The following is a 26988-nucleotide window of genomic DNA, read 5'->3' on the forward strand; positions in this document are numbered from 1 at the left end:
GGCGCGCGGCCTAGTACCAGTGCGGCGAGCGGGCCTTCCAGGTGTCGTAGGCCTTGCACGGGGTGCCGTACCGCTCGTCGATGTATTTCAGGCCCCATGTGATCTGGGTGACCGGGTTGTTGGCCCAGTCCCCGCCGCTGGCGGCCATCTTGTTGCCGGGCAGCGACTGCGGGATTCCGTACGCCCCGCTGCTGGGGTTGGTGGCGTAGACCTTCCAGTTGCTCTCGCCGATCCACAGGCTCTTCAGGCAGCCGAACTGCGCGGAGACCGTCCAGTCGTGCGCCCCGAACTGGCGCTGCGCGACCTGGTAGAGGGTGCGCGGGACTCCCATGTCCGACATCGTGGCCGGGCCGGCGATCCCGTCGGCGCTCTCGCCGTGCGCGCCCTGCCAGCGTTTGACCGCCGCCTTGGTGCCGTCGCCGTAGAGTCCGTCCGCCGCTACCCCCGCCTTGCGCTGGACCGCCTCGACCTGCCGGTGCAGGGCGAGTTCGCTGCGGTCCCCGTAGTCGCCGTCCTCGGCGAGGCCGTTGTCCTGCTGGAACTCCTTGAGGGCGGCCCGGGTGCCGGGGCCGTCGACCCCGTCCACGCCACCGGCCGCGAGGTAGCCGAGGCCGGCCAGGTTGGCCTGCTCCCGGCGCACTGTGTCGACGGCGTGCGCCTGGGCGGCGCCGAGCACGGGGACGAGCAGGGCCGCGGTGAGCAGCGCGGCTGCCGTGGCGGAGGTCCGGCGCCGGGACGCGGCGGGGGTGCTGGCTCTCACTGGGGTGTCTCCGAATCGGGCGTGCCGGGGATGTCCGGGATGTCGAGGGGGAGTTCCCGCGCCGTCCAGCCGGTCAGCAGCGGGGAGGTACCGAGGGCCCGCCGTACGCAGTGCAGCGCCGCGGAGCGGGCCTGCTGCGCGGAATCGGCGAGGCAGTAGAGGACCATGTCGGCCCGGCCGTGCGAGGTCAGTACGGTCACGTGCTCGGGCCCGTCGGCCGGGTTGGCGCAGGCCCACAGCACGTCGGTGAGCAGGGCCGGGTCGAGGCGTTGGTGCGGTGCCCCGGGGCTCGCTGTCAGTTCGACCGCCGCCATCGTGAGGTGCATGGGGCGTCAGTCCCAGATGAGGCCGAAGAAGGCGAAGAACATCGCGGGCCACTTCCTTTCGTATCCGGTGCCGTCGGGGCGTCTTTCCTTGCTGTCGGCCCGTGTTCTCCGGCCGCGGCAGAAGCATCGCCGCCGCCCGGTACCCCCCGGAAGGCGTTCGGGGTGAGAGCAAGTGGTCCTGAACGCTTGGTGTCACGGAACCCGCCTGCCGGAACGCTCTGGTCATGACGCCCCGGGGGCTGCCATCATCGGCCGACCGCGCGGTACGACCGGCCGCACAACAGCGGAGGGAGGGCCCGGACATGGGTTCCGTCGATGGAGTGGCCGCAGTCGCCGTGGTCGATGCGGTGGACCGGCGGGGAGCGCCGCCCGCTCCCGCCCCGGACAACCGCTCGGCCCGGCGCCGCCGGCCGGCTGTCCCCCTGCGGCAGCTCGTCATCAACTACACGGGGTTCCAGACCGAGTTCACCGCCCCGCGGCGCCGGCTGGAGCTCCCCACGGGCTGCGTGACGCTGGTCTTCAACTTCTCCGACGGCCTGTGGGTGACGCGTACGGAGGACCTCGGCACGACCCGGCTGCGGCCAGCGGCCCGGGCCATGATCAGTGGCCCGCGCACGGTCCCGGCGATCGGGGTGCACGCGGGTGTGGTGTACGGGTTGGAGGTGAACATGACCCCGCAGGGCTGCTACCGGCTGTTCGGCGTGCCGATGTGGCACTTCGAGGACGCGCACGTGGACCTGGAGGAGGTCCTCGGAACGCGGGGCCGGTACCTGACGGAACGGCTCCAGGCGCTCGGCTCATGGACGGAACGTTTCACCTTGCTCGACGAGGTGCTCTGCGCCCGCCTCGCCCACGCACCCGCCCCCACCCCCGAGGTCGGCGGAGCGCTCTCCCGGCTCTGGCAGGACAGCCGCTCCCTGACCCGGGTGAGCGCCTCGACGGGGTGGAGCGCCCGCACCGTGCGCGCCCGGTTCCGCGAGCAGGTCGGCCTGTCCCCCAAGGCCGTGGCCCGGGTGTTCCGACTGCAGCACGCGCTGCGGATGCTGGCGGCGGGAACGGCGGCCGCGCACGTGGCGGCGGTGTGCGGCTACCACGACCAGGCGCACCTGAGCCGCGAGGTGAAGGCGATGACGGGGCTGTCGCCGTCGCAGTTCGTCCGCCTGCGCGGCGGCCTGGCACCGGGGTCGTCCCTGGACCGGATGCCGGGCCGGATCAGCAGCGTGATGCTGTCGGGCTGAGCCGCCCCGTCCGGGTGCTCGGCGTCCGATCGGCCCGGCTCCCCCGGCCCGCGCGCCGTTTTTGACAAGACAGGCGGGCGGCGGCTTGCCACGCTCGGCGCACGACTCCTCGTCCCCCACGGAGGATCACCTTGTTCGCGACGCTCGGGCTCGATCCGGCCACCGATGCCGTCTACCGACTGATGGCCACCCGCCCCGAGGGCTGGGGCGTCGAGCAGATCGCCGCGCATCTCGGGAGTCCTGAGACGGACGTGCGCGATGCCCTGGACCGGCTCGCCGAGGCCTCGCTGCTGCGCCGGTCCCGGGCGGTACCCGGCACCTGGCGGGCGGTCAGCCCGGAGCTCGGGATGCGGCTGATGCTCCGCCGCCACCAGGAGGAACTGGACCGGCGGCAGCGGGAGATCGCCGAGAGCCACGAGACGGTCTCCCGGATGATCTCCGGCCTGCGCCGGGGCCCCGGGCCGGCGGCGGCCGGCGAGGGCGCGGACGGCGGGGCGGAGCGGCTCATCGGCATCGACGCCGTGCAGGCCCGCCTCGAACTCATCGCGGACCGGGCCGAGTCGGAGATATGCACCTTCATGCCGGGCGGCGGCCAGTCCGCGGCCGCCATCGAGGCGGCCCGCGAGAACGACGCCCAGCTGCTGTCGCGCGGGGTCGGCGTCCGCACGGTCTGCCTCGACAGCGTCCGTGGCAATCCGCCGACCCTCGACTACGCCCGCTGGCTCACCGACAACGGCGGCGGTGTACGGACCGTGCCCACCCTCCCGCTGCGCATGATCCTGGTCGACCGGGCCCACGCCCTGGTGCCGCTGAACCCGGCCGACACCCGCGCGGGCGCCGTCGTGCTGCGGCTGCCCGGCGCGGTCGCGGCGCTGACGGCCCTCTTCGAGCAGGTCTGGGAGGCCTCCCTGCCGCTGGGCTGCGACCGGCCGCGCGACGAGTGCACCGGCCTGACCCCGCCCGAGCGCGAGCTGCTGCGGCTGCTGAGCCAGGGCATGACCGACGAGGCGGCCGGCCACCAGCTGGGGGTCTCGCTGAGCACGGTCCGCCGTTCCATGGCGGCCCTGATGGAACGGCTCGGCGCGCGCAGCCGCTTCGAGGCCGGCCTGCGCGCCTCGCAGCGCGGGTGGCTCTGACGGCGGCAGGGGCAGGGCAGGGGGCAAGGGACTGCACTGCGGCAGCCCGTCACGGGGGTGCGGGCTGCCGCAGTGCGCTGACCAGCGTGTCGACCAGGGCGCGGGGCTCGTCCGCGTGGAAGCGCAGGACGCGGGCCTCGGCGCGGGCGCCCAGCGGGCGGCGGAAGGCGAGCGGCCGGGCCAGTTCCACGGTGACGGTGGTCTGGCTGCCGACGACCAGGTCCAGCACCCCGTCCTCGGAGAGGGTGACGAGCCGGCCCTCGGGGTAGCGTCGGTCCACCCGGACCGAGGCCACCGCGTCCGGCGGGACGGTCAGGTCGAAGAGGGCTCCGTAGCGGATGCGCAGGGTCCCGTCGGGGCGCACGACGTGCGGGCGGGTGACGCAGGCGGCGTGCATCGCGAGCACCAGCACCACCCCGTACACGTCGAGGACGAGCACCACCCGGTGGACGGTCGGCCAGGGGATCAGGACGGCCAGCCCGACCGTCTCGATCAGGGAGACGAACAGCAGGCCGTACATCATGGCCGTCTGCGGCCCGGTGTACGCGGCCGCGTGGTCCTCTGGACGCACCCCGTGCGGCCGCCGCCGCAGCGCCCACCGGCCCAGCGCGGCGCACGCGCGCAGCTCGTGCAGCAGGAGCCGGCGTACGGGCAGGGGCACCACGGCCCGCAGTGCCTCGCGGCGGGCCGTGCGGGGGGCGGCGCCGCCGGCGCGCGAGGCGGCGTACAGGGAGTACAGCACCCGGGCCTCCAGGAGGAGGACCGCGCACACCAGTGCCTCGGCGGCGGCGAGGACCCAGCCGGGCGGCCGGACGCCGGCCACCAGGCACACCATCAGCGCCAGCTCCCCGGGGATCACCGCGGCCACCGCGATCCGTGCCGCGCGTACCGCGCTCATGCCCGGCCCCTCTTCCTGTCGGTCACGTCGGTCCCGGCGGTTACGTCCGTCCCGGCGGCGTCCATGAACGCCTCCATCACCCGGCGGACGACTTCCGCCTGCGCCGGGGCGTACTCGGCGAGCAGGGCCTCCACGAAGCCCGGCACGTCCGTCCGTCCGTCGCCCCCCGGGATCGCCGCGAACGCCTCGGCGGGCACCGCGGCCACCAGCTCCGCGGCGAGCGGCCCGATCCGCGGATCGTCGGCGGCCGCGTCGGCGAGCTCGTCGAGCCGCTCGTACAGCCCGAGCACGGCCGGATCGGCGGCGACCGTGCCGAGGGCGGCGTAGAGCTCCTCCCCCACGGCTCCCGACGCGTCCAGCAGGCTCAGGTGCTCGCGGTCGAGCGCGGCGGACGGCGAGTCCGTCGCGGGCGCCTTGGCCAGCAGCGCGGCGAGCGCGGGCGAGACCGGTTCGACCTCCCCCGGCGGGGCGGCGAGCAGGACGGCCAGCCGCCGCCTGCGCTCGGCCAGTTCGGCCTCCTGCCGGGCGAGGTCGGCGTCGAGCTCCTCCAGTACGTCGGCCAGCTCGCGCCCCGCGTCGTCCGCGAGCACGTCGCGCACCTCGTCGAGGCTCAGCCCGAGCTCGGTCAGCCGGCGTACGCGGGCCAGCCGGACGGCGTCGCGCACGCTGTAGGCGCGGTAGCCGTTGGGTCGCCGCTCCGGCTCCGGGAGCAGGCCGATGTGGTGGTAGTGCCGGATCGCCCGGGTGGTGACCCCGACGAGCGCGGCGATCTCTCCGATGCGCATACGGGCAAGTAGAAACCCTGCCGCTGCGTCAAGGTCAAGTCGCGATGACGCAGCCGGTAACATGGTCGGCACGACAGACGAGTCGGCTGGACGGCCGCGTCGGGATCCCCGGATCCCGCCGAGGAACGTCCGGGCTCCACAGGGCAGGGTGGTGGCTAACGGCCACCCGGGGTGACCCGCGGGACAGTGCCACAGAAAACAGACCGCCTGGGGCTTAGGCCCCCGGTAAGGGTGAAACGGTGGTGTAAGAGACCACCAGCGCCTGAGGTGACTCAGGCGGCTAGGTAAACCCCACCTGGAGCAAGGTCAAGAAGGGCCGTTTCCGGGCGGCCCTGCGCGGACGTTCGAGGGCTGCCCGCCCGAGTTCGCGGGTAGACCGCACGAGGCCGGCGGCAACGCCGGTCCTAGATGGATGGCCGTCTCCCCGGTGACCGCGAGGTCTCCGGGCGACAGAACCCGGCGTACAGGCCGGCTCGTCTGCCGTCTTCGACGCGTACGACGCGAGGCCCCCGCCCATACCGGGCGGGGGCCTCGTCGTGTGTCCGGGCCGCGCGGATCAGCGCAGGTGGGACGTGTCGTTCAGGAGGCGGACGGAGGCGTTGCCGTCCGCGTAGTAGGCCACCGCGGACAGGGAGGCCGCTGACAGTTCCATGCGGAACAGCGCCTCCGGCGGGGCGCCCAGGGCCAGCCGGACCAGGATCTTGACCGGCGTCACGTGCGAGACGAGCAGGACCGTGCGACCCGCGTGCTCGGCCAGCAGCCGGTCCCGGGTCGCCGAGATGCGCCGGGTGGCGGTCGCGAAGCTTTCGCCGCCGCCCGTGGGGGCGGCCCTCGGGGAGTCCAGCCATGCCTGGAGGTCCGCCGGGAAGCGCTCGCGGGCCTCCGCGAAGGTCAGCCCCTCCCACGCGCCGAAGTCGACCTCGCGCAGCCCCTCTTCGACGGTGACCGTGAGCCCGAGCCGGTCGGCGACGGCCTGCGCGGTCTCCCGGCAGCGCCGCAGCGGGGAGCTGATCACCGCCTCGACGGTGCCGCGAGCGGCCAGCGACTCGGCGACCGCGGCGGCCTGGCGGCGGCCGGCTTCGGAGAGCTCCGGGTCGCTGCCGCCGCTGCCGGAGAAGCGCTTCTGCGGGGTGAGCGCGGTCTCCCCGTGGCGCAGCAGCACGAAGGTCGCCGGGGCACCCATGTCGGGGCCCCAGCCCTGTCCCGCCGCCGGGGCGGGGACGGGAGCCGGGGCGGTGGCCAGGGCATCGAGGTCCGCGGGATCCGCGAGGTCCCCGAACAGCGTGTCGGTCCCGGCGGCCGCGGGGACGGCCGCGCGGACCCCCGGACCAGCGCCGGAGGCACCGGCGAGAGCGGCGCGGACGGCCGCGGCGCCGGCGGCGGCGTCACCCGGGGGGCCCGCCGGAGGAGGGGCCGCCAGGGCGCGCGCCGCCGAGAAGTCCAGCGCCGCCGAGGAGTTCGCGGGCTCCCACTGCTTGCCGCGCTTGCCCGCGTCCATCGCCTCGTTGGCGAGCCGGTCCGCGTGCTTGTTCTTCTCGCGCGGGATCCACTCGTACATCACCTGCGCGCGCGGCAGGATCTTCGCCGCCTCGGCCGCGAGCGGCTTCATGTCGGGGTGCTTGATCTTCCAGCGACCCGACATCTGCTCGACGACGAGCTTGGAGTCCATCCGTACGAGGACCACCGCGTCCGGGTCCAGCTCGCGGGCGGCCCTCAGCCCGGCGATCAGGCCCTTGTACTCGGCCACGTTGTTCGTCGCGACGCCGATGTACTCCGCACGCTCGGCCAGCGTCTCGCCCGTCGCCGGGTCGAGGACGACGGAGCCGTAGCCGGCGGGACCCGGGTTGCCCCGGGAGCCGCCGTCGGCTTCCACAACGAACTTCGGCATCAGATGCCCGAGTCGGCCATGCGGACCAGGATGCGGCCGCAGCTCTCGTGGCGGACGACCTCGTCGCGGGCGGCGGCCTTGATCTCGTTGACCTCGGCGAGGTCGAGCTCCAGGCGGCAGCCCTCGCAGCGGCGCTGCGCCAGGCGGGCGGCGCCGACGCCGCCCTGCTTGGCGCGGATCTTCTCGTACAGGGCGATCAGCGCGGCCGGCATCGCGGAGACGATGACCTCGCGGTCCTTGGCGATGCCCGCGGCATCGGCGTCGAGCTCGCCGGTGGCGGCGTCACGGCGCGCGGTGGCGTCGGCCAGCTTGGCCTCCAGCGAGGCGACCCGGTCGGTCAGCTCGGTGACGCGCTCCGTCGCGGTCTCCATGCGCTCCATGACCTCGAGGACCACGTCCTCCAGGTCGCCCTGGCGCTTGGCGAGGGAGACGACCTCGCTCTGCAGGTTGGCCAGGTCGCGGGCCGAGATGCCGGCTCCGGAGTCCAGGCGGGCCTGGTCGCGGGCGGCACGCTGGCGCACCTGGTCCACGTCCTGCTCGGCCTTGGTCTGCTCGCGGGCGGCGTCGCTCGCCTGCGTCTGGGCCGCGACGAGGAAGTCCCGCTGCTGGGTGAGGTCCGAGGCCAGCGACTCGACCTCGGCGTGCTCGGGCAGCGTGTTGCGCTTGTGGGTCAGCTGAGACAGCCGGACGTCCAGGGCCTGGACGTCGAGAAGTCGGATCTGGTCGGCGGGCTCGGCGTTCAGTTGGGGGCTCCAGGGTTAGAAGGGGGTGTCACGGACGGCGCGTGCGCCGTCCACGGGTCGGTGACCGTGCGCGAGACGTGGGTACGCAGACCCCAGCCGTTGCGCTCGGAGATGGCGTCGAGCTGGGCCGCGGCCTGCTCGCACCAGGGCCATTCCGTGGCCCAGTGGGCGGCGTCGACGAGGGCGAGCGGGTTCTGCTCGCGTGCCTCGGACACCGGGTGGTGGCGCAGGTCGGCGGTGACGTAGGCGTCGACGCCCGCGGCGCGCACCTGCGCGAAGAGGCTGTCCCCGGAGCCGCCGCTGACGGCGACGGTGCGGATCAGCGCGTCGGGGTCGCCGGCCACGCGGATGCCCTGGGCGGTCGGCTGGAGCCAGGCGGCGGCGCGCGCGGTGAACTCGCGCAGCGTCTCGGGGCGGTCCAGCTCGCAGATCCGGCCGAGGCCGCGGCGGCCGGCGGGGTCGCTCGGGTCGGGGACCAGCGGGCCGGTGACGCGCAGGTCGAGGGCGCCGGCGAGGGCGTCCGAGACGCCCGGGTCGGCGGTGTCGGCGTTGGTGTGGGCGACGTGCAGCGCGATGTCGTTCTTGATCAGCGTGTGCACGACGCGGCCCTTGAAGGTGCCTGCCGCGACGGTGGTGGTGCCCCGCAGGTAGAGGGGGTGGTGGGTGACCAGGAGGTCGGCGCCCATCTTCACCGCTTCGTCGACGATCTCCTGGACCGGGTCGACGGCGAACAGGACCCGGGAGACCTCGGCTTCGGGGTCGCCGCAGACAGTGCCGACGGAGTCCCACTCCTCGGCCCGCGAGGGGGGCCACAGAGCGTCCAGCGCGGCGATGACTTCAGAGAGACGGGGCACAGGCCAAGGCTACCGTCCGTGGCGACCGGCCCGGCGCTTCCCGTCCCATCCCCGGGCCGATGCGGATACTGCCTGCGGCGGCAGGGGAAACGGGGGGATCCATGCGTGCCGGAGAAGTGCTCGACGCCCTGTTTGAGCTGGTCCGACGCCTGGACGTGGGCGCCATGGGCGAGGTCCGGGAGGGCATCGACCGGCGCATCCGCCGCACGGTCGCGATCAAGCCGATCCGCGAGGAGGCCGATCCGGCGCCGGTCCCGGAGCCGGTGTCCCGGCTCGACCGACGAGCCGGTCACCCTGAGGGGGCGGTGCGCGCGGGTGGCGGGGTGGAGGCGCCGCACGGGGAGCCGTGGCGCGGCCGCGGTGGGGAGGAGCTGCCGGAATGAGGTGACGCGGGCGCTGGGCGGCCGGCTGCCGCCGTCCTCTTCGCCGCCTCCGCTTCGCCGCCTCCGCGGAGTCCTTCCCGCCCTGGGCGGCGGCCTTCTTCTCGCTGCCGCCTCCGGCCGTGGCGTGCTTGCCCGCCTTGTCGTCCTGGACGCCGCAGGCGGCCCAACCAGCGCCCTCACCCCAAACGCCCCGATATCGCACAGCACAATCGCCACCTTCCGCACAGTGGAATCACCGGCCCGCCACCCATATGTGTGAAGCGAGGGTTGTCGCGTTGTCCGGCGGGAAGCGCGATCACTACGTTCCTCCGCGGAGGTGCCCGCAGATGACTGTCTGTGCCATCGAGAAGACCACCGCGGCCCCGTTCACCATCGCCGCGGACGGTTCCTACGCCGCCCGGCTGGCCGGGGACGGCGAGGCCCGGTATCCGGAGCGCTGGACGCTGACCGGGCCCGAGCCGTACGCGGTGCCGCTGCCGCTCGCGCAGCCCGAGGAGGCCGACAGCGAGGTGCTGCCGCTGGCCGACGGGCGGGTGCTGATCCACCGCCGGGTCGCGGAGCGCCACGGCTTCGCGCTGCTGTACCCGACGGGCGGGGGCGAAGCGGGTGCGGGTCCGCGGACCGGGGAGCTGGAGCTCGGTGCGATCTCCCCGCTGGACGACCCGGGAGCGGGTGACGGGACGGATGGCGGGACGGGGGACGGCGTACGGGTCACGCTGCTGCCGCCTTCCCCGGACGGGCGCGGGGCCTTCGCCCTGGCCGTGGGCGCCGCCGCGACCACGGTGTGGCAGGTGGCCGGGACCCCGTTCGGGCCGGAGCGGGTCGCCCGGATCCCGGGCCGCTGTTCGGGCGGGGTCTGGCTGGACCGGACGGGCCGGCTGCTGGCGCTGGACCGCGAACTGGACGGCCCGCGGGGGCCGGTGACCAAGGCCGTGGCGGTGGATCTGGAGCGGGCCGGGGAGGTCTCGCCGCTGCTCCAGATCTCCGAGGACAGCGACGACCGGCTGCTGCTGGCCGACCCCGACAGCGGGCTGCTGCTGATCCGCTCGGACGCCCCGGGCGAACCCCGGCTCGGCTGGGGGGTCCTGGGCAGTGCCCGCCCGGTGCGCTTCCCGGAGTGCCTGCGGGCCGTCGGGGCCACGGCGACGCCGTTCGCGGTGCAGCCGGGGCAGGTGCTGATGCCGGAGCACTGCGGGGTGGCGCTGCGGGTGGAGGAGGCCGGTGACGGCTACGGCGGCGACGTGAGCGGGCTCGCCCTGTGGCGCCCCGCCGACCGGCACGTCTTCCGGCTCGGCGCCCCGGCCGGCTGGCTCGGCGGGACGGGCCGGTGGAGCCGGGAGGGCCGCCTGCACCTCCCGTACGCGACTCCCGAGGTGCCGTGCGGGGTCCTCGGCATGAACATCCCGGTCTCCCCGCCCCCACCGGTCCGCCTGGACCCGATCCCCCTGCCCCCGGCCCCGGCCCCCAAGGCCCCGGCCCGCCCGGTACCCCTCCAGCAGGCCCCGTTGGGCTGATCCCCCGCCGGGCCGGCCGGGAACGCCCGTGGGGTGGTGGGTCCGCGGACCCACCACCCCACGGGCGTCGTGCGTACCGGTCAGCCGTCGTGCTTGAGGCCGAGGACTTCCGCCGCCGCGAAGGTCTCGTTCGCCGGGCGGGAGTCGTAGTGCGGGGTGAGGACCTCGTCGAGCTCCTCGTAGGAGAAGGACTCCTTGGTGGTGTCGAACTTCGCCGCCACCTTCGGGCGTTCCATCACGACCACGATCCCGCCGTGGACCACGAACAGCTGGCCGTTGGCCTTCGCCGAGGCCGGGGAGGCCAGGTAGCCGACCAGCGGGGAGACGTGTTCGGGGGCGAGGGCGTCGAGCTTGCCCTCCTCCGGGACCTGGAAGCCGGCGAAGACGTCCTCGGTCATCCGGGTGCGGGCGCGCGGGCAGATGGCGTTGGCCGTGACCCCGTACTTGGCGAGCGCCAGGGCGGTCGAGGTGGTCAGGCCCACGATGCCACCCTTGGCCGCCGCGTAGTTGGGCTGGCCGGCCGAGCCGCCGAGGAAGGCCTCGGAGGAGGTGTTGATGATCCGGCCGTAGACCGGGCCGCCCGCCGCCTTGGACCGCTCCCGCCAGTGCACGGAGGCGAAGTGGGTGGTGTTGAAGTGGCCCTTGAGGTGGACCCGGATGACCGAGTCCCACTCCGCCTCCGACATCGAGAAGACCATCCGGTCACGCAGGATGCCCGCGTTGTTGACCAGGATGTCGAGCTTGCCGAAGCTGTTCACGGCCAGCTCGACCAGCTCGCGCGCCTGCTCGAAGTCGGCCACGTCACCGAGGTGCGCCACCGCCTGCCCGCCCGCCGCCCGGATCTCTTCGGCGACCTCTTCCGCCGGGGCGGCCGAGGCCTCCCCCGAGCCGTCGCGGCCGCTCTGGCCGAAGTCGTTGACGACCACGCTCGCCCCGAGGCGGGCGAGCTCGACCGCCTCGGACCGGCCGAGGCCGCGTCCGGCTCCGGTGACTATGGCGACGAGTCCCTCAAGTGGCAGTGACATCCGTACGGTTCCTCTCGAAACGGGTCAGAGTTCGATGCAGGTGCGCAGGGCGACACCCGTACGCATCTGGTCGAGCGCGTCGTTGATCTCGGCGAGCTGCACGCGGTGCGTGATCAGCCCCGCCAGGTCCACCCGGCCGGCCCGCCACAGCGCGATGGTGCGCTCGTAGGAGCGGAGCACGTCGCCGCCGCCGTACATCGAGGGCAGGATCTTCTTCTCGTCGAAGAAGAGGGAGAACATGTTGATCGAGTAGTTGTCGTCGAGCGCGCCGGCGCCGACCACGACGACGGAGCCGCCGCGGCGGGTCATCTCGTACGCGGTCTGCGTGGTCTGGGACTTGCCGACGACCTCGAAGACGTAGTCGAAGCCCTCGCCCGCGGTGATCCGGTTCTTGGCGTCGGCGAAGGCCTCCGGGGAGACCACCTCGGTGGCGCCGAAGCGCAGCGCGGCCTCGCGGCGCGAGGCGACCGGGTCGACAGCGATGATCTGGGCCGCGCCCTGGACCTTGGCGCCCTGGATGACGGAGATGCCGACGCCGCCGCAGCCGATGACGGCGACCGAGGAACCGGCCTCCACCTTGGCGGTGTTGATGGCCGCGCCGAGGCCGGTGGTGACTCCGCAGCCGATCAGGGCGGCGATGTCGAAGGGCACGTCCTCGGGGATGGGTACGGCGCAGCCCGCCGGGACCACCATCTCCTCGGCGAAGGTGCCGGTGCCCGCGAAGCCGAAGATGCTGCTGTCGCCCCGCTTGAAGTTGGGGGTGGCCACGTTGCCGAAGGCCTCCAGGCACAGGTGTCCCTGGCCGCGCTTGCAGGAGGGACAGTGACCGCACGGCGGGAGCCAGCAGACCAGTACCCGGTCGCCGATCTTGTGGCTGGTGACCCCGTCGCCCACGTCCGTGATCACGCCGGAGCCCTCGTGGCCCGGGATGAAGGGGGCGGGCTGCGGGAGGACCCCGCTCATGGCGGAGAGGTCGGAGTGGCACAGGCCGGTGGCCTTGATACGGATCTTGACCTTGCCGGGGCCGAAGCCCACGGCCTCCATGTCGTCGACGACTTCGAGCTTGTCCTGGCCTATCTCGCTCTGGAGTGCTGCGCGCACGGTGCGGCTCCTTCTGTGGGTCTGTGGTGTTGTGCGTGTCTGCTAGCCGTGTTCGACGACGGTGTCCGCGAGGACCGGGGCGTCCTCCCGGTCGGCGGCGGTCACCGAGACGAGGACGCGGCCGGGCTCCTGCCACATCCGGATCCGCAGGGTCTCGCCGGGGAAGACGATCCCGGCGAAGCGCGTGCGGTAGGCGCGGACGCGGGAGACGTCCCCGTCGAGGACGGTGTCCACCACGGCCTTCAGGGTCATCCCGTACGAGCACAGGCCGTGCAGGATGGGCTGGTCGAAGCCGGCCAGCTTGGCGAACTCGGGGTCCGCGTGCAGCGGGTTCCAGTCCCCGGAGAGGCGGTACAGCAGCGCCTGCTCCTCGCGGATCCTCCGCTCCTCCACCCGGTCGGGCGCCCGCTCGGGCTGCTCCGTCCTGACGGAGGGGCCGCGGTCGCCGCCGAAGCCGCCTTCACCGCGTACGAAGATCTGCGCGTCCGAGGTCCACAGCGGCCCGTCGGCGTCCGCGACCTCGGTGCGCAGGACGATCACGGCCGCCTTGCCCTTGTCGTAGATCGCGGCGACCTTGGCGGTGGAGGCGGCCTCGCCCTTGACGGGGATGGGCCGGTGCAGCTCGATGGACTGGCCGCCGTGCAGGACGGCGGCGAGGTTGACCTCGATGCCGGGGGCGGCGAGGCCGCCCATCATGGCCATTCCGGCGCCGGCGACGGTCGCGAAGCTGGGCAGCACGTGGAGCTTGGACTCCAGGGTGTAGCGCAGCTCGTCGGGGTCGGTGGCGGCCCCGGGGTTGTTCGGGGAGGTCCCCGCGCCGAGTCCGAGGTGGTAGAGCTGGATGTCCTTGTGGTCCCAGACGATGTTCCCCTGGCGGGGTTCTGCGGCGAGGGCCTTGGCGGCATCGATCGGCATGGGCGTGCTGCTCCCTGTCTTGGAGACACCGTCTTCGGAAACTTGGTCCTGCGGGAGGACCGGGTCCGCTGGAAGACCTCGGCGCGGCCGTCCGCACCGTCGGCCGCACCGAGGTCGTATACGGGACCGACTCTCTAGAACGCGTTCTAGGTTGCCGGTGAAGGAATGTATAACGCACGCCCCAGCAGTTGGGAAGACTCCTGACTCTCTGTCAGCTCCACTTCGTGCGGGGCGCGTTGCGCGAGGATCAGAACCTCCGCCCCTACCCTGACCGAGTGGATGAAATGCCGGTTTTCCAGCGCCCTGCCCGGTCCCTGCGGGTCCTCCTGGACCCACCGAACCCGGCTCTGTCGGTCCTCCTCGGACTCCAGCCGGACATCGAGGTGGTGGCTTCGCCGATGTCCCGTCCGGCGGTGGCCCTGACCGAGTCGGTGGACCGGGTCCCCGAGCTCCTGGCGGAGGATCCGGAATGCCGGGTCCTGGTCATGACGGGCTCCGCCCACCCGGGCCTGTCCGCGGCCGCCCTGGCCGCGGGCGCGGCGGGGCTGGTGCTGCGGGACGGCCCGGTCGAGGACCTCGCGGACTGCGTGCGCCGCGCCTCCCGGGGGGAGTCGGTGGTCGATCCCGCGCTGGAGGCCCCGTAGGCCTGTCGTCGAACTCCCGCCTGCCGCACGACAACTGGCCCCAGGGCCGCTGCGGACGCACGTGCGCCCGCCCTGCCCGGTCCGGGGGGATCGGGTGGGCGGGCGCACGACCGGCCACGGACGGCGGGGGCGTCCTGCGTGGCCGGGGCCTCAGGGGCCCGGACCGGGGCGGCTGGGCCCGGTCCGGGCTCCGGTCCCTAGGCGGACGCGGGCTGCGTCCAGTCGTCGACCGTCCGCGACGGGTCCAGCGCGACCGGAAGCCGCTCCAGCCCGCGGAACGCGGGGAACGGCCCCTTGAGCCACTCCTCCCCGCCCGCCGCCGGCGTCGCCAGGACCACGTCGGGGAACCGGTCGAGCAGGGCCGTCAGGGCGGTCTCCAGCTCCATGCGGGCGAGCGGGGCACCGAGGCAGTAGTGGGGCCCGTGACCGAAGCCGAGGTGGGTGCTCTGCAGGCCCTTGCGCGTCACGTCCAGGGTGTTCGGCGAGGGGAACTTCTCCGGGTCGCGGTTCGCGGAGGAGATGGCGATCTGCACGAGGGCGCCCTTGGGGACGGCCACTCCTCCGATCTCCAGGTCCTCCAGCGCGTACCGGAACGTGGAGGTCTCCACCGAGCCCTCGAAGCGGACGAGCTCCTCGATCGCCTGGGGCAACAGCGACCGGTCCTCCTGGACCGCCGCCAGCTGGTCGGGGTGGGAGAGCAGCGTGAAGACCGCGTTGCCGATCTGGTAGGTCGTGGTCTTGTGGCCGGCGAAGAGCAGGACCCACATCATCGAGACGAGTTCGTCGTCGGTCAGGGCCCCCTCCTCGTGCTCCGTGGCGATCAGCACGCTGAGGAAGTCGTCCGAGGGGGTCTCCCGCGTGCGGGTGACGAGGCCGGCGAAGTAGTTGCGCAGCCAGTTCTCCGCCTCGGCCAGGTCGGCGGACATGTCCTTGCTGAACCGGGAGCGGGTCACCTGGCCGAACCACTTCAGGACGTCCGTGCGCTCGTCGCCGACGATGCCGAGAAGTTCACAGATGACCATGACCGGAAGCGGAAGGGCGAAGGAGGCCATCAGGTCGACGGGCGAGTCCGTCGGGCAGCGGTCCAGCAGCTCACCGGCGAGTTCCTCGATGCGCGGGCGCAGCCCCTTGATGTGGCGCGGCGTGAAGGCCTTGTTGGCGATGTGGCGCAGCCGGGTGTGGCGCGGGGGGTCGGCGAAGAGGAGGTTGTCGTCGAGTGCGTCGCACGTGTTCCCGAAGACGGCGTGGTAAATGTCGAGGCCCTCGTGCATGTCCTTTCCGATGCGCGGATCGGAAAGGGCGAGGCGGGCGTCGTCGTACCGGGTGACCAGGTACGTCTCCACCCCGTGGCGTGTGGTCAGCCGCGCGACGGGGGCCTGCTCGCGCAGCGCCTGGTAGACCGGATAGGGGCACGTGCGGTACTCCGGCGTGCCCATGGAAGCCGCCATGACGGCCTCGTCGACGGGGAGGCCGTCACTCACTGCCACTGCGGGTTCGGTCGTCACGCGCTCAGACCTCTCATGGGGCTCGGAATTCCAGCCACACCCTCCTCCCGCGGGGCCACGGCCGGGAAACACCGATTACCCCGTTCGGTCGCGAAAGTACGGCCTCCTGAGCGGATCCGGCGGGTCCCCGACCAGTCCGCCGGGCGTCCCCGCGGCGTCTCCCTAAGGTGCCCCCATGCCGGAAATCGCAGTGCTGGACCTGGACGACGACGGAAGCCGCACGCGGATCGACGTGCACCACCACTTCTGCCCCCCGCAGTGGCTGGAATGGGCCGGGCGCCAGGGGCTGGTGAACCCGAAGGCCTTGCCGCCGTGGGCGCGCTGGGACCCTTCGGCCGCCCTGGACCTGATGGACCGCGCGGGCATCGCCACCGCCGTGCTCAAACCCATGCTCCCGGCACGCTACGAGACGTCCGCGCAGCTGCGCGAGGCCATCACGGTGGTCCTGCGGGCGGCGACCGAGGTGGTGGAGTCACACCCGGGCCGCTTCGCGTTCCACGCTCCGCTGTTCCTGGACGACCCGGAGGTCTCCGGCTGGGCGCTGCGGCACGGTCTCGACGACCTGGGCGCGGTGGGGGTGAACGTGACGGCCAACTACGGCGGCGTCTACCTGGGCGACGCGGCCTACGATCCCCTGTTCGCCGAACTGGACGAGCGGGCGGCCGTGGTCGACACCCATCCGCACAACCTCCCGGGGGGACCGCCGGGGGCGGTACACGTCACCGGGATCCCCAACTTCCTGTGCGACTTCCTGCTGGACACGACGCGGGCCGCCGTGAACATGATCCACAAGCGGACGCTCGACCGGTTCCCGAACCTGTCGGTGATCCTCCCGCACGCGGGCGGCTTCCTGCCGCACATCGCGACCCGGGTGCAGGCCTTCGCGGGGGCCTTCGCTCCTCCGGTCGAAGCGGCGATGGTCCGGGACCACATGCGCCGCTTCTACTACGACACGGCGGGACCGATGTCGCCGGCCGCCACCCTGCTGGCCGCGGCGGCCCCCGACCGGATCCTCTTCGGCAGCGACTGGCCGGCCTGCCCCGCGGAGATGGTGACGGACATCGCCCTCCCGGCCCTGTCGGCCGACCCGTCCCTCACCCCGTCCCACCACCGGGCGATCAACAGGGACAACGCGCTACGCCTGATGCCGACCCTGACGGGCCTCCCGGCTCCGGCTCCGGCCCCGGCGGCCATCTGAGGCCGCCTCAGTAACTCGAGCCCCTGCGGCGGGAGATCCAACCCCTCCGGCCTTTGAGGGGCGGCGGTCCGGCGACTGGCCCCGGCAGCGGCGCCGCACCCGGCGACCGGCCCCGGCCGCGCCCGGCCGCAGCCGGTGCGCGGGGCCCTGTCCCCTACCCGCCCTTCGCCCTTTCCCTGGGCTCCGCCCAGACCCGCGCCCCAAGCGCCGGCACGGCTGGGGGCCCGGGCTGCGCCCGAGGCCCCTGGGGCTCCGCCCCAGACCCCGCTCCTCGAACGCCGGAGGGGCTGGATTCCCCGCCGGAGGGCCCGGACTTGCCGCCGGGAGTGGCTGGGATCCCCCAGCGGTCGCGTGCCGCCCAGCGCCGGCCGAATCGAGCCGCGCCGGCGTTGGAGGCGCGCCGGGGGCGCCCCCCAGGAGCGGCGCCATCCCCGGCGAAGCTACTTGCGCAGCAGGGTCACCACCGCCGCTCCGCCCAGGCCGATGTTGTGGGCCAGGCCCACGCGGGCTGCGGCGACCTGCCGGGGACCGGCCTGGCCGCGGAGTTGCCAGACGAGTTCCGCCGCCTGCGCCAGCCCCGTCGCGCCGAGCGGGTGGCCCTTGGAGATCAGCCCCCCGGACGGGTTGACCACCCACCGGCCCCCGTACGTGGTCGCACCCGACTCCACCAGCTCCCCCGCCGCGCCGTCCGCGCACATGCCCAGCGCCTCGTACGTCAGCAGCTCGTTGATGGAGAAGCAGTCGTGCAGCTCGATCACGTCGACGTCCTCGATCCCGAGTCCGGAGGACTCGAAGACCTGCCGCCCCGCCGCCGCCGTCATCGGCTTGCCGACCACGTCGATGCACGAGCCCGAGGAGAAGGACGCCTCGGTGTCCGTGGTCATCGACTGGGCGACGATCTCCACCGCCCGGTCCCCCAGCCCGTGCTGCTCCACGAAGCGTTCCGAGACGACCACCGCCGCCGCCGCCCCGTCCGAGGTCGGCGAGCACTGAAGCTTCGTCAGCGGTTCGTGGATCGTCTTCGCCGCGAGGATCTCCTCGACCGTGTACACGTCCTGGAACTGCGCGTTCGGGTTGTTCGCCGAGTGCCGGTGGTTCTTCGCGCCGACCGCCGCGAGCTGCGCGGCCGTGGTCCCGTACCGCTCCATGTGCTCGCGCGCCGCGTTCCCGAAGATCTGCGCGGTCGGCGGGGACATCTCGAAGCCGTGCCCGGCCGCCATGATCCCGTAGTGCCGTGCGACCGGCGAGGTCTTGAAGTCGCCGCCGTCCGCGCCGCCGCCCAGCGCGCCCTTCTTCATCTTCTCGAAGCCGAGCGCGAGGACGCAGTCGTTGATGCCGCCCTCCACGAACTGCCGCGCCATCATCAGCGCCGTCGAGCCCGTCGCGCAGTTGTTGTTGACGTTGTAGACGGGGACCCCGCTCAGGCCCAGTTCGTACGCCGCGCGCTGGCCGGCGGTGGAGGCCTGGAAGCAGTAGCCCACCGGCACCTGCTCGACCAGGCCGTACGCCACGCCCGCGTCCGCGAGCGCCGCCGCGCCGGCCTCCTTCGCCATGTCCCAGTACTGCCAGTCCCGCGACTCCGGCTTCTCGAACTTCGTCATGCCGACGCCCACGATGTACGACTTGATGCGACTCACTGGCGTAACGCTCCTTCAGTCCCTGGGAAGGCCGAGAATCCGCTCGGCGACGACGTTGAGCTGGACCTGCGTGGTACCTCCGGCGATGGTCAGGCAGCGGGACATGAGCATCCCGTGCACCGCCCGCTTCCCCGCCCCCTCGCTCACCGCGCCCGCCGGGCCCAGCAGTTCGAGCGCGAGCTCGGCGGTCCGCTGCTGGTGCGGGGTCTGTACGAGCTTGCGTACGGACGCGCCCGCGCCCGGCTCCAGTCCGGAGACCTGCTGGAGCGTGGTGCGCAGTCCGATGCAGGCCAGGGCGTGTGCCTCGGCGGCCAGCGCCCCGATCCGCACCCGGTACCCGCCCTCGAGTTCGGCGGAGCGCGCGAGCAGCGCCTCCAGGCCGGTGTCGAAGGTCATCTGGTCGGCCATGTGGACGCGTTCGTTGCCCAGGGTGTTGCGGGCGACCTTCCAGCCCCCGTCGGCGGCGCCGACCAGGGAGTCCTGCGGCAGCTGGACGTCGTCGAAGTAGACCTCGTTGAAGAGGGCCTCGCCGGTGATCTCCTTGAGCGGCCGGATGTCGATCCCGGGGGCCTTCATGTCCACGATGAAGTAGCCGAGGCCCTTGTGCTTGGGCGCGTCCGGGTCGGTGCGGGCCAGCAGGATCCCGTAGTCGGCGCTCTGCGCGGAACTCGTCCACACCTTCTGCCCGTTGACGATCCAGCCCTCGCCCGTGGCCGCCCGCTCCGCCTTGGTCCGCAGCGAGGCCAGGTCGGATCCCGCGCCCGGCTCGGAGAAGAGCTGGCACCAGGTGACGTCCCCGCGCAGCGTCGGGAGCAGGTAGCGCTCCTGCTGCTCGGGGGTTCCGTAGGCCAGCAGCGAGGGCACGACCCAGGTGGCGATCCCGAGGTCGGCGACCTTGACCCCGGCGGCCCCCAGCTCCTGCTGTACGACGAGCTGTTCGACGGGTCCCGCGCCGAGTCCGTACGGCGGCGGCAGGTACGGGGCCGCGTAGCCGGTCGGCGCCAGTACCCGTCTCGCGGTGGTGGGGTCGAGTCCGGCCGCGTCGGCGATGGCGGCACGGGCCTTCGCGCGGTGGGTCTCGGCCCGGGCGGGCAGCTCCAGGCGCAGCTCGCGCCGGGCTCCGGCGGCGGCGAGCCGCACGGCCCGTACCCGGTGGCCGTCGCCCGGTCCGAGGAGCTGGCGTGCGACGAGTGCCCGCCGCAGGTAGATGTGGGCGTCGTGTTCCCAGGTGAAGCCGATGCCGCCGAGCACCTGGATGCAGTCCTTGGCGCAGGAGTACGCGGCGTCGAGCGCGGTCCCGGCGGCCAGCGCGGCCACCAGCGAGCGGACCTCGGCCGGCTCCTCGGTGGCCTGGGCGGCGTCCCAGGCGAGGGCCCGGGCCTGCTCCACGCGCACCAGCATGTCGGCGCACAGGTGCTTGATCCCCTGGAACTGGCCGATGGGCCGCCCGAACTGCTCGCGGACCTTGGCGTACTCGGCGGCGGTCTGCAGCGCCCAGGCGGCGGTGCCGCAGGCGTCGGCGGCGAACAGTACGCAGGCGAGGTCCCGGACGAGCGCGGCGTCGAGTTCCAGCAGCCCGCCCGGCCCGGCGGTCACCCCGCGGGCGCGCACCTCGGCGGTGGGACGGGTCGGGTCGGCGCTGTCCTGGGTGCGGATGTCGAGCGCGTCGGCGTCGACGGCGAACCAGCGGGTCCCGTGCGCGGTCTCGGCGGCGAGCAGCACGAGGTCTGCCTCGCCCGCGCCCAGCACCGGCGGCGCGGTCCCGTCGAGGAGGTACCCGCCCTCCACGGCCACGGCGGTCAGGTCCCCGGGCCCGAGCGCGACGGCGCCGACCCGTCCGCCGAGCGGCTCGGCCCCGGCCCGGTCGAGGAGTACGGAGGCCAGCACGCTCGGCAGGTACGCCCCGGGCAGTGCCGCCCGGGCGGCCTCCTCCACCGCGACGGCGAGGTCGAGCAGGGTCCCGCCCTCCAGGTGCGGCTCCAGCAGCCCGGAGGCGAGGAGCCCGTCCCAGTAGGCGGGCCGCGAGCCCGTCTGCGGCGGGGTGTCGAGGAGCTTGCGCACCTCCTCGGGCGGCACGGCCCGCGCGACCCAGCCGCGTACGGCCCCGGCCAACTCCCGCTGTTCCTGTGTGATTCCGATGCCCATGCGCGGCAGAGTAGAACACGTTGCATTCTGACGGAAGGTCTGAACTGGAACGTGTTCTCACTTCGCGGCTCGTGCTGCGAGGGCGGGCTGGGATCATGGCGGAGCGGTACCGCGGGCAGCCCGCGGCTTCCGTGATCATGCGTTCTTGAGGATTGGGGTACGAGTGGGCGGCCATACCGAAGTCGTGCGGGGCTCCGGTGGCGAGCCGCTCGCCCACTACGAGGAGGAGAGCCGGCACGGCATCCGCTGGGCGGACGATCTGCGCCTGGCTGACGGAGCTTCGCCCGGCGCCGCCGCGGAGCGGGTCGTCGTGGACCTGGCGGGCTGGGGAGTGACGGCACGGGCGCCGCTGGGCGCGGCCCTGGTCGAGCGGGGCGCGCGGGCCGAGCGCCGATTCGACACCTACACCCACGCGCTGCGGGCCTCCCCGCGGCCGCCCGAACCGGTTCGACTGCCGGAGAACCTGGCCCCGCTCCCGGCCGCGACCGTGGACCCGTCGACCCTGCGGGCCGCATACGGGGCGGCCTACCCGGCCGACCACCCCGACCACGGCATGAGCACGCCCGAGGACCTGGATGCGCTGATGGACGGCACCTTGATGGGACCGCTGCTGCCCACCAGTACGGTCCTGGTCGACACCGGACGCGGGACCGGCGTCGCCGCCGTACTGGCCCACGACTGCCCGGGCACCCCTCCCATGGAAGGACCCTGGATCTCCGAGGTCTTCCGCGACCCCGCACCCGCCTACCGCGGCGCCGGCTCCCTGCTGCTGCGCCACGTCCTGTGGCTGTCGGCCGAGGCCGGGACGCCCGCCCTCGGCCTGTCGGTCACCGCGGGAAACCACGCTGCCCGGTTGTACGAGGGCGCCGGATTCGTCCGCACCGCACAGTGGGCCGATCTACGCATCCACTGAGAGGGGGTGAGTTCGCCGACGGACGTGCGGGACGGTTCGACGGCGGTGGTAGGCCACCGTGACGACCGCGAGCAACGGGCCCCAGGCCACCAGGGGCAGGTAGCAGGCCGTCATCACCCAGTACGCCGGGCCCGTCGGGGAGCCGGGGGCGCCCATGTTCCCCGGGGCGTTCCAGCCGATGGCGCCCATGACTCCCAGCAGGGTGAGCGCGGCGGCCCCCAGGCCGGCGGGGATCACGGCCGCGAGCGGTGGGACGCGCCTGCCGCCGATCAGCGGCAGCCAGCGCGGGGCGACCTCACCCCAAGGCCGGACCAGGCCCAGGGCGAGGAGGCCCAGCATTTCGGCGAACACGCTCAGGCCGATCATGTAGAGCGAGAACCCGCTGCCGAACCTGACGTCCGCCAGCGGGTCGTCCCCGGAGAAGCCGAGCGGCACCCCGCAGGCTCCGGCGATCCGCCACAGCCCCGTGGGCAGCGGGGCGAGCGCCGCGAGGCGGGCGAGCCGCACCACCCGGCGGCTCGGTCCGCGCTCCGTGGCCGCTCTCATTCCGCGTTCCCCGACGGGTTCGCCGGGAGCACGTGCACGACCTTGAAGTCGCCGCTCTCGACGGTCTCGTACGGGGCGGCGCTCAGGCACTTCGGCACTTCCAGCCCCTCGAAGCCGGCCACGGCCCAGCTGTAGCCGACCCGGTCCTCGCGCCCGTCGCCCTTCCCGTCGTAGACGGTGAAGCCGACGCGCTTGCCGATGATGCCGGAGGGCAGGTCGGAGGCCGTGACGATGCCGGTGGCGGTCGCGACCGGACCACCGGTCAGCAGGCAGTCGATCCGGCCTTCGGCGTACGCGCCCTGCTTTCCGTCGGCGGTGTAGTGGCTGAACCGGAAGGTGCCGCGGGAGGTACCCGCCGGGGCGTCCGGCTCGTCGGGTTCGGCCGGGGCGAAGCCGTGTGCGTCGAAGGAGAAGCGGACCTGCTGGCCGTCCGCCCGGTACATCTTGGCGGAGCCGGTGAGGCTCGATTCCTTCGGAGCCTTCCGTGCCGCGTCCGATCCGGACGCGGAGGCGGATACGGCGAGGCCGCCGATGACCGCCAGTGCGGTGAGGCCGACGACGGAGGTACGGAGGGTGGTGGCGCTCAACATCGTGAACTCCTCGGTTCCGGCGGCTGGTTCGCCGCTGTTCGGTGTGGCACCAGCCTCCGCCGGCCGGGTGGTCCGCGGCCATCGGCCGATCGGGAGATCCCTCCGGGGCCCGGCCACCCCTCTATGCCGTTCGGCAGAGGCCGCCGGCCCGGGCAGCCCCTAAGGTCGTGGGGTGAGGATCATGGGCATGGCACACCGGGACCGCGCCGTCATCTGCGCCGTGACCGCCGCCTGTTGCGCCGCCGCCCTGTTCCTGGGCGTACGGCCGCTGCCGGCGCTCGCGGCCGTCGGAGTCGTTCTCGGCGCCCTCTGCTGCTGGCCGCGCTCGCGCGGGTGGACCGGGGCCGCCACGGGCGGCGCCGGTGTCCTGCTCCTGGTGGCCTCCTTCGCCTGGCCCGGACGCGGAACGGCCGAGGGATCGGTGTGGCACCTGGTGGCCGTGGGAGCGGTGCTGCTGCTCCTGACGGCGGCGGTGCGCTGGTCGCCGCGACGGCAGCTGCTGGCGGGCGGCGGGCTCGGCGCCGTGGCGGTCGCCGTGTGGACCGTCCCGCTCGTACCGGACGCCTCCTTCTTCGAGTCCCTCGGTCTGATGGCCTTCTGGTCGGCGCCGGTCCTCGTCTCGGCCGTCGTCGGCGGCTATCCGCGCCTGATGGAGGACCGCCGCCGGCAGGCGGTCCTTGCCGCGCGCCGTGCCCAGCAGCTCGAACTCGCCCACGATCTGCACGATTTCGTCGCCCACGACGTGAGCGGCATCGTCGTGCAGGCGCAGGCAGCCCGGTTCGTGGCCCAGCAGGATCCGGCGGCGGCGGCCCGGGCACTGGAACGGATCGAGCGGGCCGGACTCGCGGCACTGGCCTCGATCGACCGGACGGTACGGATGCTGCACGCCGCCGACAAGAACCCCGGCGGCAGCGGCGGCCCGAGCCCGGACGAGGACGAGGACGAGGCCGCGGGAGGCGCCCGTACCGTCCTGCCCGGCACCGGCCAACTCGGTGAGGTCGTGGAGCGGTTCAGTGGGACGGGACCGGTCCGGGCCACCCTCGACCTGGCCCCGGGCGTCACCGACGCGCTCTCCCGCGAGGGGGCCGCCGCGGTCCACCGGGTCGTGGTGGAGGCGCTCACCAACGTACGCAGGCACGCGCCGGGGGCGGCCGGGGTACGAGTCGCGCTCAGCACCGACCGTACGACCGTCGAGGTCAGCGTGACCGACGACGGCGGCCGCGGCCGCTCTTCGCACCTGCCCGGGCTCCCCCGCCTCGACCGCGGACTCCGGGGCGCCAGGGGCGGCGGCGGACTGCTCGCGCTGGCCGAACGCGTCCGCGCCTGCGGCGGGACCTTCACCTCGGGCCCGTACTCGGACGGCTGGCGCGTGACCGCGATTCTTCCGGCCACGCCCCCTCCCGCCGTCGGACCGCACACCCCCGGACCGCGCACCGCCGGACCGCGCGCTCCCGGACCGCGCGCTCCCGGACCGCGCGCTCCCGGACCGCCCGCTCCCGGACCGCCCGCCACGGCATCATGAACCCGTGACCACCCGCATCCTGATAGCCGACGACCAGGAAGACGTGCGCAACGGCTTCCGCCTCATCCTCGACTCGCAGCCCGACATGACCGTCGTCGGGGAGGCGGCCGACGGCGTGGCAGCGGTCGAACTCGCCCGTGCGCTGCGGCCCGACGTCGTACTCGCCGACATCCGCATGCCGCGCCTGGACGGCCTGGAGGTGACCCGGCTCCTGGCGGGCCCGACCGCCGAACACCCCGTCCGCGTGGTCGTGGTGACGACCTTCGACCTCGATGACTACGTGCACACCGCACTGCGCGACGGCGCCTGCGGATTCCTGCTGAAGCGGTCGGGTCCCAACCTGCTGATCGAGGGCGTACGGGCGGCGATGGCCGGAGACACCCTGATCAGCCCGCAGCTCACGGTCCGGCTGCTGCGCAGCCTGTCCGCCGCGGAGCCCGTCGCGCAGGCCCTTCCGCAGTCGGCCGCGGAACCCGTTCCCGGGCCGCGGACGGCGGCCAAGGACCCGCTGACCGCGCGCGAACGCGAGATCGCGCTGCTCGTCGCACGCGGACTGACCAACGCCGAGGTCGGCGCCGAGCTGTTCATCTCGCCGGGCACCGCCAAGACCCATGTCGCCAACATCCAGGCGAAGCTGGCGGTCCGCAACCGGGTGGGCATCGCCGCGTGGGCCTGGGAGACCGGGCTGGTGAGCGGCGCCTAACACCGGCCGGCCGGCCGCCGGGCCGGCGGCCGCAGCTCAGTTCTGGCGGTGCGGCCCGAGGTCGCGCAGGACGGCCGCCAGTTCCTCCGCGGTCGGACCCGGGCCCGGCAGGTCCGCCGTGGGGAGCGCGGCGGCCCGCAGGCCGTCGAGGAAGAGTGCCAGCTGCCGGCGCCAGGCGTGCGGGGGTGCGGCGGCCGCGAGCGAGGGGACGGTGCGCCCGAGCGTGGCCAGGCAGAGGAGCACGTCCTCGACGGTGACGTCGGGGCGCATCGCACCGCCCTGCTGGGCCCGGCCCACCAGCAGGGTGATGGTTTCGTGGTTGTGCGCGTGGATGGCGTCGAGGGAGGTGACGCCCTCGACGGCCGTGGTCATGAGGTCGTTCGCCCCCCGATCGGCGGCCAGCACCGTGAAGACCGACTCGAGGTAGCCGGCCAGTGCGGCCCACGGGTCCGCGGCGCCCCGGGCCTCCTGTCCGGCGGCGATGGTGCCGTGGAGCGCGTTCTCGAAGACCGCGTCGATGAGGGCGGCACGGGTGGGGAAGTGCCGGTACAGGGTGGCGTTTCCGACACCGGCCCCGCGGGCGATCTCGTCGAGGGGAACGTCCAGGCCCTGCGCGGCGAACGCCTTGCGTGCCGTGGCCAGGAGCAGCTCGCGGTTGCGCCGTGCGTCGCGCCGTACCGGCTCGGGCCGTTCGGTGCCCGGGGTCATGTCCACTCCTCGCGTCGCCGGCGGGTACCGGGGATGTACCGGGGACAATCCCCCGGTACGGATGCTACCGGGGCGGCGGGGAGCGGGGAGCGGGGGCGTCACGCGGTGAGCCGCCGCGACCACCGTACGGGCAGGGCGGCCACACCCCTGAGCATGCTGTGGGGGCGGCGCACCAGGGAGCCGGGGTCCACGTCCAGGGCGAGGTCCGGCAGTCGCCGCAGCAGCGTCGCCAGCGCGATCCGCCCTTCGACGCGGGCGAGCGGAGCGCCCAGGCAGCGGTGGATGCCGTGGCCGAACGCGAGGTGCCCGCGGACGGGGCGCCAGATGTCGAAGCGGTCGGGGTCGGGGAAGTGCCGGGGGTCCCGGGAGGCCGCGGCCAAGGAGAGCATCACCGTGTCGCCCGCCGGGATGCGGATCCCGTCGATCTCGACGGGTTCGGCGGCGTGACGGAACGCCGCGACGGTGACGGGCCCGTCGTGGCGGAGCATCTCCTCGACGGCGCCGTCGATCAGGCTCGGGTCCGCGCGCAGTGCGGCGAGTTGGTCCGGGTGGTTCAGCAGGTTGAGGAGGCCCCCTGAGATCAGGTTGACCGTGGTCTCGTGCCCCGCGACGAGCAGGAGGAAGGCCATGCCGAGCAGCTCCTCCGGCGACAGTGCGTCCTCCTCGGAGGATGCCCGGACCAGTGCGCTCATCAGGTCCTGCGGACCTTCTCCCGGGTCACCGGCCTTGGCGGCGATGAGCGAGGCGAAGTACGCGGCCATCTCGCCGCCGGCGGACGCGGCCGCGGCGGGCGAGGACGGAGCCACGAGTTCGGCGGACCAGGCGTGGAAGAGGTGCTGGTCCGCGAACGGCACTCCGAGCAGCTCGCAGATCACGGTCAGCGGCAGCGGCAGCGCGTAGCCGGCGACCAGGTCGGCGGTCCCGGCCCGCGGGAGGGCGTCGAGGAGCTCGTCGGCGATCCGCTGGACGCGGGGCCGCAGGGCGTCGACCCGTCCGGCGGTGAACTCGCGGGCCACCAGGGCGCGCAGCCGGGTGTGCTGAGGGGCGTCGACCTGCAGCATGTTCAGCCCGATGGCGTTCCCGCCGTCGCTGTCCCATGTCGAGGAGTGCCGTATGTCGTTGCGCAGCCGGGAATCGGTCAGCCCGGCGCGCACCTCGTCCCGGCCGAGCACGAGCCAGACGTCGCCGCTGCCGGGCACGTGGACGCGGTGCACGCCGCCCTTCTCGCGGAGCGCGGCCAAGGCGGGGTAGGGGTCTGCGGTGACGTCGACTCCCGCGGGAGCGAGCTCCTGAAGTGTGGGTGCGGGCATG

General features: G+C 73.7%; 26 protein-coding genes and 1 other RNA gene. 10 read left to right on the forward strand and 17 right to left on the reverse strand.

Annotated elements, in window-relative coordinates; all coding sequences use genetic code 11:
• Positions 1-10: 10 nt before the first annotated feature.
• Together OG389_RS11425 and OG389_RS11430 are read right to left on the reverse strand one after the other, a co-directional pair.
• Positions 11-760, reverse strand: coding sequence for a peptidoglycan-binding domain-containing protein (locus tag OG389_RS11425; protein WP_328298365.1), 750 nt, complete (start codon positions 758-760; stop codon positions 11-13).
• Positions 757-1086, reverse strand: a complete 330-nt coding sequence (locus tag OG389_RS11430) for a hypothetical protein (protein ID WP_328298366.1) — start codon at positions 1084-1086, stop codon at positions 757-759. The genes OG389_RS11425 and OG389_RS11430 overlap by 4 nt, the downstream gene beginning before the upstream one ends.
• A 302-nt stretch (positions 1087-1388) precedes the next feature.
• On the opposite strand from OG389_RS11430, the gene OG389_RS11435 reads away from it, so the two are divergent.
• Positions 1389-2324: a helix-turn-helix domain-containing protein gene (locus tag OG389_RS11435; RefSeq protein ID WP_328298367.1), complete on the forward strand. Its 936-nt coding sequence runs from the start codon at positions 1389-1391 to the stop codon at positions 2322-2324.
• 131 nt (positions 2325-2455) lie between these two features.
• Positions 2456-3460: a helix-turn-helix transcriptional regulator gene (locus OG389_RS11440; RefSeq protein ID WP_328298368.1), complete on the forward strand. Its 1005-nt coding sequence runs from the start codon at positions 2456-2458 to the stop codon at positions 3458-3460.
• A gap of 49 nt (positions 3461-3509) precedes the next feature.
• Here the strand turns inward: OG389_RS11440 and OG389_RS11445 are convergent, their stop codons facing one another.
• Together OG389_RS11445 and OG389_RS11450 are read right to left on the reverse strand one after the other, a co-directional pair.
• Complete coding sequence (locus tag OG389_RS11445; protein ID WP_328298369.1) at positions 3510-4358, reverse strand: hypothetical protein; 849 nt, start codon at positions 4356-4358, stop codon at positions 3510-3512.
• Positions 4355-5143 carry a MerR family transcriptional regulator gene (locus tag OG389_RS11450; RefSeq protein ID WP_328298370.1) on the reverse strand — a complete coding sequence of 263 codons (789 nt, stop codon included), beginning with the start codon at positions 5141-5143 and terminating at the stop codon, positions 4355-4357. Before OG389_RS11450 ends, OG389_RS11445 begins: the two co-directional genes overlap by 4 nt.
• A 78-nt stretch (positions 5144-5221) precedes the next feature.
• Here OG389_RS11450 and rnpB point away from each other — a divergent pair.
• Positions 5222-5623, forward strand: an RNA gene (rnpB, locus tag OG389_RS11455) — RNase P RNA component class A.
• Positions 5624-5699: 76 nt separating this feature from the next.
• On the opposite strand, the gene OG389_RS11460 is transcribed toward rnpB, so the two are convergent.
• From OG389_RS11460 to OG389_RS11470, 3 genes are read right to left on the reverse strand one after another with little or no spacing between them, the layout of a single operon-like run.
• Positions 5700-7031: a bifunctional RNase H/acid phosphatase gene (locus OG389_RS11460; RefSeq protein ID WP_328298371.1), complete on the reverse strand. Its 1332-nt coding sequence runs from the start codon at positions 7029-7031 to the stop codon at positions 5700-5702.
• Positions 7031-7774 carry a zinc ribbon domain-containing protein gene (locus tag OG389_RS11465; RefSeq protein ID WP_328303689.1) on the reverse strand — a complete coding sequence of 248 codons (744 nt, stop codon included), beginning with the start codon at positions 7772-7774 and terminating at the stop codon, positions 7031-7033. The genes OG389_RS11460 and OG389_RS11465 overlap by 1 nt, the downstream gene beginning before the upstream one ends.
• Positions 7771-8628, reverse strand: coding sequence for a Nif3-like dinuclear metal center hexameric protein (locus OG389_RS11470; protein ID WP_328298372.1), 858 nt, complete (start codon positions 8626-8628; stop codon positions 7771-7773). Before OG389_RS11470 ends, OG389_RS11465 begins: the two co-directional genes overlap by 4 nt.
• A 101-nt stretch (positions 8629-8729) precedes the next feature.
• Here OG389_RS11470 and OG389_RS11475 point away from each other — a divergent pair, with 101 nt between their 5' ends.
• Together OG389_RS11475 and OG389_RS11480 are read left to right on the forward strand one after the other, a co-directional pair.
• On the forward strand, positions 8730-9011 hold the full coding sequence (locus OG389_RS11475; RefSeq protein ID WP_328298373.1) for a hypothetical protein: 282 nt from the start codon (positions 8730-8732) through the stop codon (positions 9009-9011).
• A gap of 326 nt (positions 9012-9337) precedes the next feature.
• A complete protein-coding gene (locus OG389_RS11480) occupies positions 9338-10525 on the forward strand; it encodes a hypothetical protein (RefSeq protein ID WP_328298374.1) in 1188 nt (395 codons plus the stop codon).
• Positions 10526-10605: 80 nt separating this feature from the next.
• Here OG389_RS11480 and OG389_RS11485 read toward each other — a convergent pair whose 3' ends face one another.
• Genes OG389_RS11485 through OG389_RS11495 form a run of 3 tightly spaced genes read right to left on the reverse strand, consistent with a single transcriptional unit; the run spans position 10606 to position 13566 of the window.
• Complete coding sequence (locus tag OG389_RS11485; protein ID WP_328298375.1) at positions 10606-11550, reverse strand: 3-oxoacyl-ACP reductase; 945 nt, start codon at positions 11548-11550, stop codon at positions 10606-10608.
• A 24-nt stretch (positions 11551-11574) separates the two neighbouring features.
• Complete coding sequence (locus OG389_RS11490; RefSeq protein WP_328298376.1) at positions 11575-12651, reverse strand: Zn-dependent alcohol dehydrogenase; 1077 nt, start codon at positions 12649-12651, stop codon at positions 11575-11577.
• A 42-nt stretch (positions 12652-12693) separates the two neighbouring features.
• Positions 12694-13566, reverse strand: coding sequence for a MaoC/PaaZ C-terminal domain-containing protein (locus OG389_RS11495; RefSeq protein ID WP_328298377.1), 873 nt, complete (start codon positions 13564-13566; stop codon positions 12694-12696).
• 284 nt (positions 13567-13850) lie between these two features.
• Between OG389_RS11495 and OG389_RS11500 the strand changes: the two genes are divergently transcribed.
• Positions 13851-14210, forward strand: a complete 360-nt coding sequence (locus tag OG389_RS11500; protein WP_328303691.1) for a DNA-binding response regulator — start codon at positions 13851-13853, stop codon at positions 14208-14210.
• A 197-nt stretch (positions 14211-14407) separates the two neighbouring features.
• Here the strand turns inward: OG389_RS11500 and OG389_RS11505 are convergent, their stop codons facing one another.
• Entirely contained in the window at positions 14408-15715 is a 1308-nt protein-coding gene (locus OG389_RS11505) for a cytochrome P450 family protein (RefSeq protein WP_443059251.1), read from the reverse strand.
• A 175-nt stretch (positions 15716-15890) separates the two neighbouring features.
• Between OG389_RS11505 and OG389_RS11510 the strand changes: the two genes are divergently transcribed.
• Complete coding sequence (locus OG389_RS11510) at positions 15891-16913, forward strand: amidohydrolase family protein (protein WP_328298378.1); 1023 nt, start codon at positions 15891-15893, stop codon at positions 16911-16913.
• Positions 16914-17353: 440 nt separating this feature from the next.
• On the opposite strand, the gene OG389_RS11515 is transcribed toward OG389_RS11510, so the two are convergent.
• Both OG389_RS11515 and OG389_RS11520 read right to left on the reverse strand, forming a co-directional pair.
• The gene (locus tag OG389_RS11515) at positions 17354-18541 is read right to left on the reverse strand and encodes a thiolase C-terminal domain-containing protein (RefSeq protein WP_328303694.1); all 1188 of its coding nucleotides are present in this window, start codon (positions 18539-18541) and stop codon (positions 17354-17356) included.
• A 24-nt stretch (positions 18542-18565) separates the two neighbouring features.
• Positions 18566-20695, reverse strand: a complete 2130-nt coding sequence (locus OG389_RS11520; protein ID WP_328298379.1) for an acyl-CoA dehydrogenase — start codon at positions 20693-20695, stop codon at positions 18566-18568.
• Between the two features lie 163 nt (positions 20696-20858).
• On the opposite strand from OG389_RS11520, the gene OG389_RS11525 reads away from it, so the two are divergent.
• On the forward strand, positions 20859-21608 hold the full coding sequence (locus tag OG389_RS11525) for a GNAT family N-acetyltransferase (protein WP_328298380.1): 750 nt from the start codon (positions 20859-20861) through the stop codon (positions 21606-21608).
• Here the strand turns inward: OG389_RS11525 and OG389_RS11530 are convergent.
• Both OG389_RS11530 and OG389_RS11535 read right to left on the reverse strand, forming a co-directional pair.
• Complete coding sequence (locus OG389_RS11530; RefSeq protein WP_328298381.1) at positions 21594-22154, reverse strand: hypothetical protein; 561 nt, start codon at positions 22152-22154, stop codon at positions 21594-21596. The two genes, OG389_RS11525 and OG389_RS11530, sit on opposite strands and share 15 nt — an antisense overlap.
• The gene (locus tag OG389_RS11535) at positions 22151-22744 is read right to left on the reverse strand and encodes a hypothetical protein (protein WP_328298382.1); all 594 of its coding nucleotides are present in this window, start codon (positions 22742-22744) and stop codon (positions 22151-22153) included. Before OG389_RS11535 ends, OG389_RS11530 begins: the two co-directional genes overlap by 4 nt.
• Positions 22745-22931: 187 nt before the next feature.
• Here OG389_RS11535 and OG389_RS11540 point away from each other — a divergent pair, with 187 nt between their 5' ends.
• Both OG389_RS11540 and OG389_RS11545 read left to right on the forward strand, forming a co-directional pair.
• The gene (locus OG389_RS11540; RefSeq protein WP_328298383.1) at positions 22932-24266 is read left to right on the forward strand and encodes a sensor histidine kinase; all 1335 of its coding nucleotides are present in this window, start codon (positions 22932-22934) and stop codon (positions 24264-24266) included.
• A 4-nt stretch (positions 24267-24270) separates the two neighbouring features.
• Positions 24271-24969, forward strand: a complete 699-nt coding sequence (locus OG389_RS11545; RefSeq protein ID WP_328298384.1) for a response regulator transcription factor — start codon at positions 24271-24273, stop codon at positions 24967-24969.
• A 36-nt stretch (positions 24970-25005) separates the two neighbouring features.
• On the opposite strand, the gene OG389_RS11550 is transcribed toward OG389_RS11545, so the two are convergent.
• On the reverse strand, positions 25006-25677 hold the full coding sequence (locus OG389_RS11550; protein ID WP_328298385.1) for a TetR/AcrR family transcriptional regulator: 672 nt from the start codon (positions 25675-25677) through the stop codon (positions 25006-25008).
• A gap of 98 nt (positions 25678-25775) precedes the next feature.
• Entirely contained in the window at positions 25776-26987 is a 1212-nt protein-coding gene (locus OG389_RS11555) for a cytochrome P450 family protein (RefSeq protein ID WP_328298386.1), read from the reverse strand.
• Position 26988: the final 1 nt, after the last annotated feature.

The organism is Streptomyces sp. NBC_00435 (genome assembly GCF_036014235.1).
In the GTDB taxonomy this organism is placed as follows: Bacteria; Actinomycetota; Actinomycetes; order Streptomycetales; family Streptomycetaceae; genus Streptomyces.

Coding starts and splice junctions, on each gene's coding strand:
- OG389_RS11485 (WP_328298375.1), bottom strand. CDS start 11,550: ATGTCACTGCCACTTGAGGGACTCGTCGCCATAGTCACCGGAGCCGGA.
- OG389_RS11450 (WP_328298370.1), bottom strand. CDS start 5,143: ATGCGCATCGGAGAGATCGCCGCGCTCGTCGGGGTCACCACCCGGGCG.
- OG389_RS11500 (WP_328303691.1), top strand. CDS start 13,851: ATGCCGGTTTTCCAGCGCCCTGCCCGGTCCCTGCGGGTCCTCCTGGAC.
- OG389_RS11535 (WP_328298382.1), bottom strand. CDS start 22,744: ATGTTGAGCGCCACCACCCTCCGTACCTCCGTCGTCGGCCTCACCGCA.
- OG389_RS11435 (WP_328298367.1), top strand. CDS start 1,389: ATGGGTTCCGTCGATGGAGTGGCCGCAGTCGCCGTGGTCGATGCGGTG.
- OG389_RS11475 (WP_328298373.1), top strand. CDS start 8,730: ATGCGTGCCGGAGAAGTGCTCGACGCCCTGTTTGAGCTGGTCCGACGC.
- OG389_RS11555 (WP_328298386.1), bottom strand. CDS start 26,987: ATGCCCGCACCCACACTTCAGGAGCTCGCTCCCGCGGGAGTCGACGTC.
- OG389_RS11530 (WP_328298381.1), bottom strand. CDS start 22,154: ATGAGAGCGGCCACGGAGCGCGGACCGAGCCGCCGGGTGGTGCGGCTC.
- OG389_RS11430 (WP_328298366.1), bottom strand. CDS start 1,086: ATGCACCTCACGATGGCGGCGGTCGAACTGACAGCGAGCCCCGGGGCA.
- OG389_RS11495 (WP_328298377.1), bottom strand. CDS start 13,566: ATGCCGATCGATGCCGCCAAGGCCCTCGCCGCAGAACCCCGCCAGGGG.
- OG389_RS11550 (WP_328298385.1), bottom strand. CDS start 25,677: ATGACCCCGGGCACCGAACGGCCCGAGCCGGTACGGCGCGACGCACGG.
- OG389_RS11520 (WP_328298379.1), bottom strand. CDS start 20,695: ATGGGCATCGGAATCACACAGGAACAGCGGGAGTTGGCCGGGGCCGTA.
- OG389_RS11480 (WP_328298374.1), top strand. CDS start 9,338: ATGACTGTCTGTGCCATCGAGAAGACCACCGCGGCCCCGTTCACCATC.
- OG389_RS11445 (WP_328298369.1), bottom strand. CDS start 4,358: ATGAGCGCGGTACGCGCGGCACGGATCGCGGTGGCCGCGGTGATCCCC.
- OG389_RS11460 (WP_328298371.1), bottom strand. CDS start 7,031: ATGCCGAAGTTCGTTGTGGAAGCCGACGGCGGCTCCCGGGGCAACCCG.
- OG389_RS11540 (WP_328298383.1), top strand. CDS start 22,932: ATGGCACACCGGGACCGCGCCGTCATCTGCGCCGTGACCGCCGCCTGT.
- OG389_RS11510 (WP_328298378.1), top strand. CDS start 15,891: ATGCCGGAAATCGCAGTGCTGGACCTGGACGACGACGGAAGCCGCACG.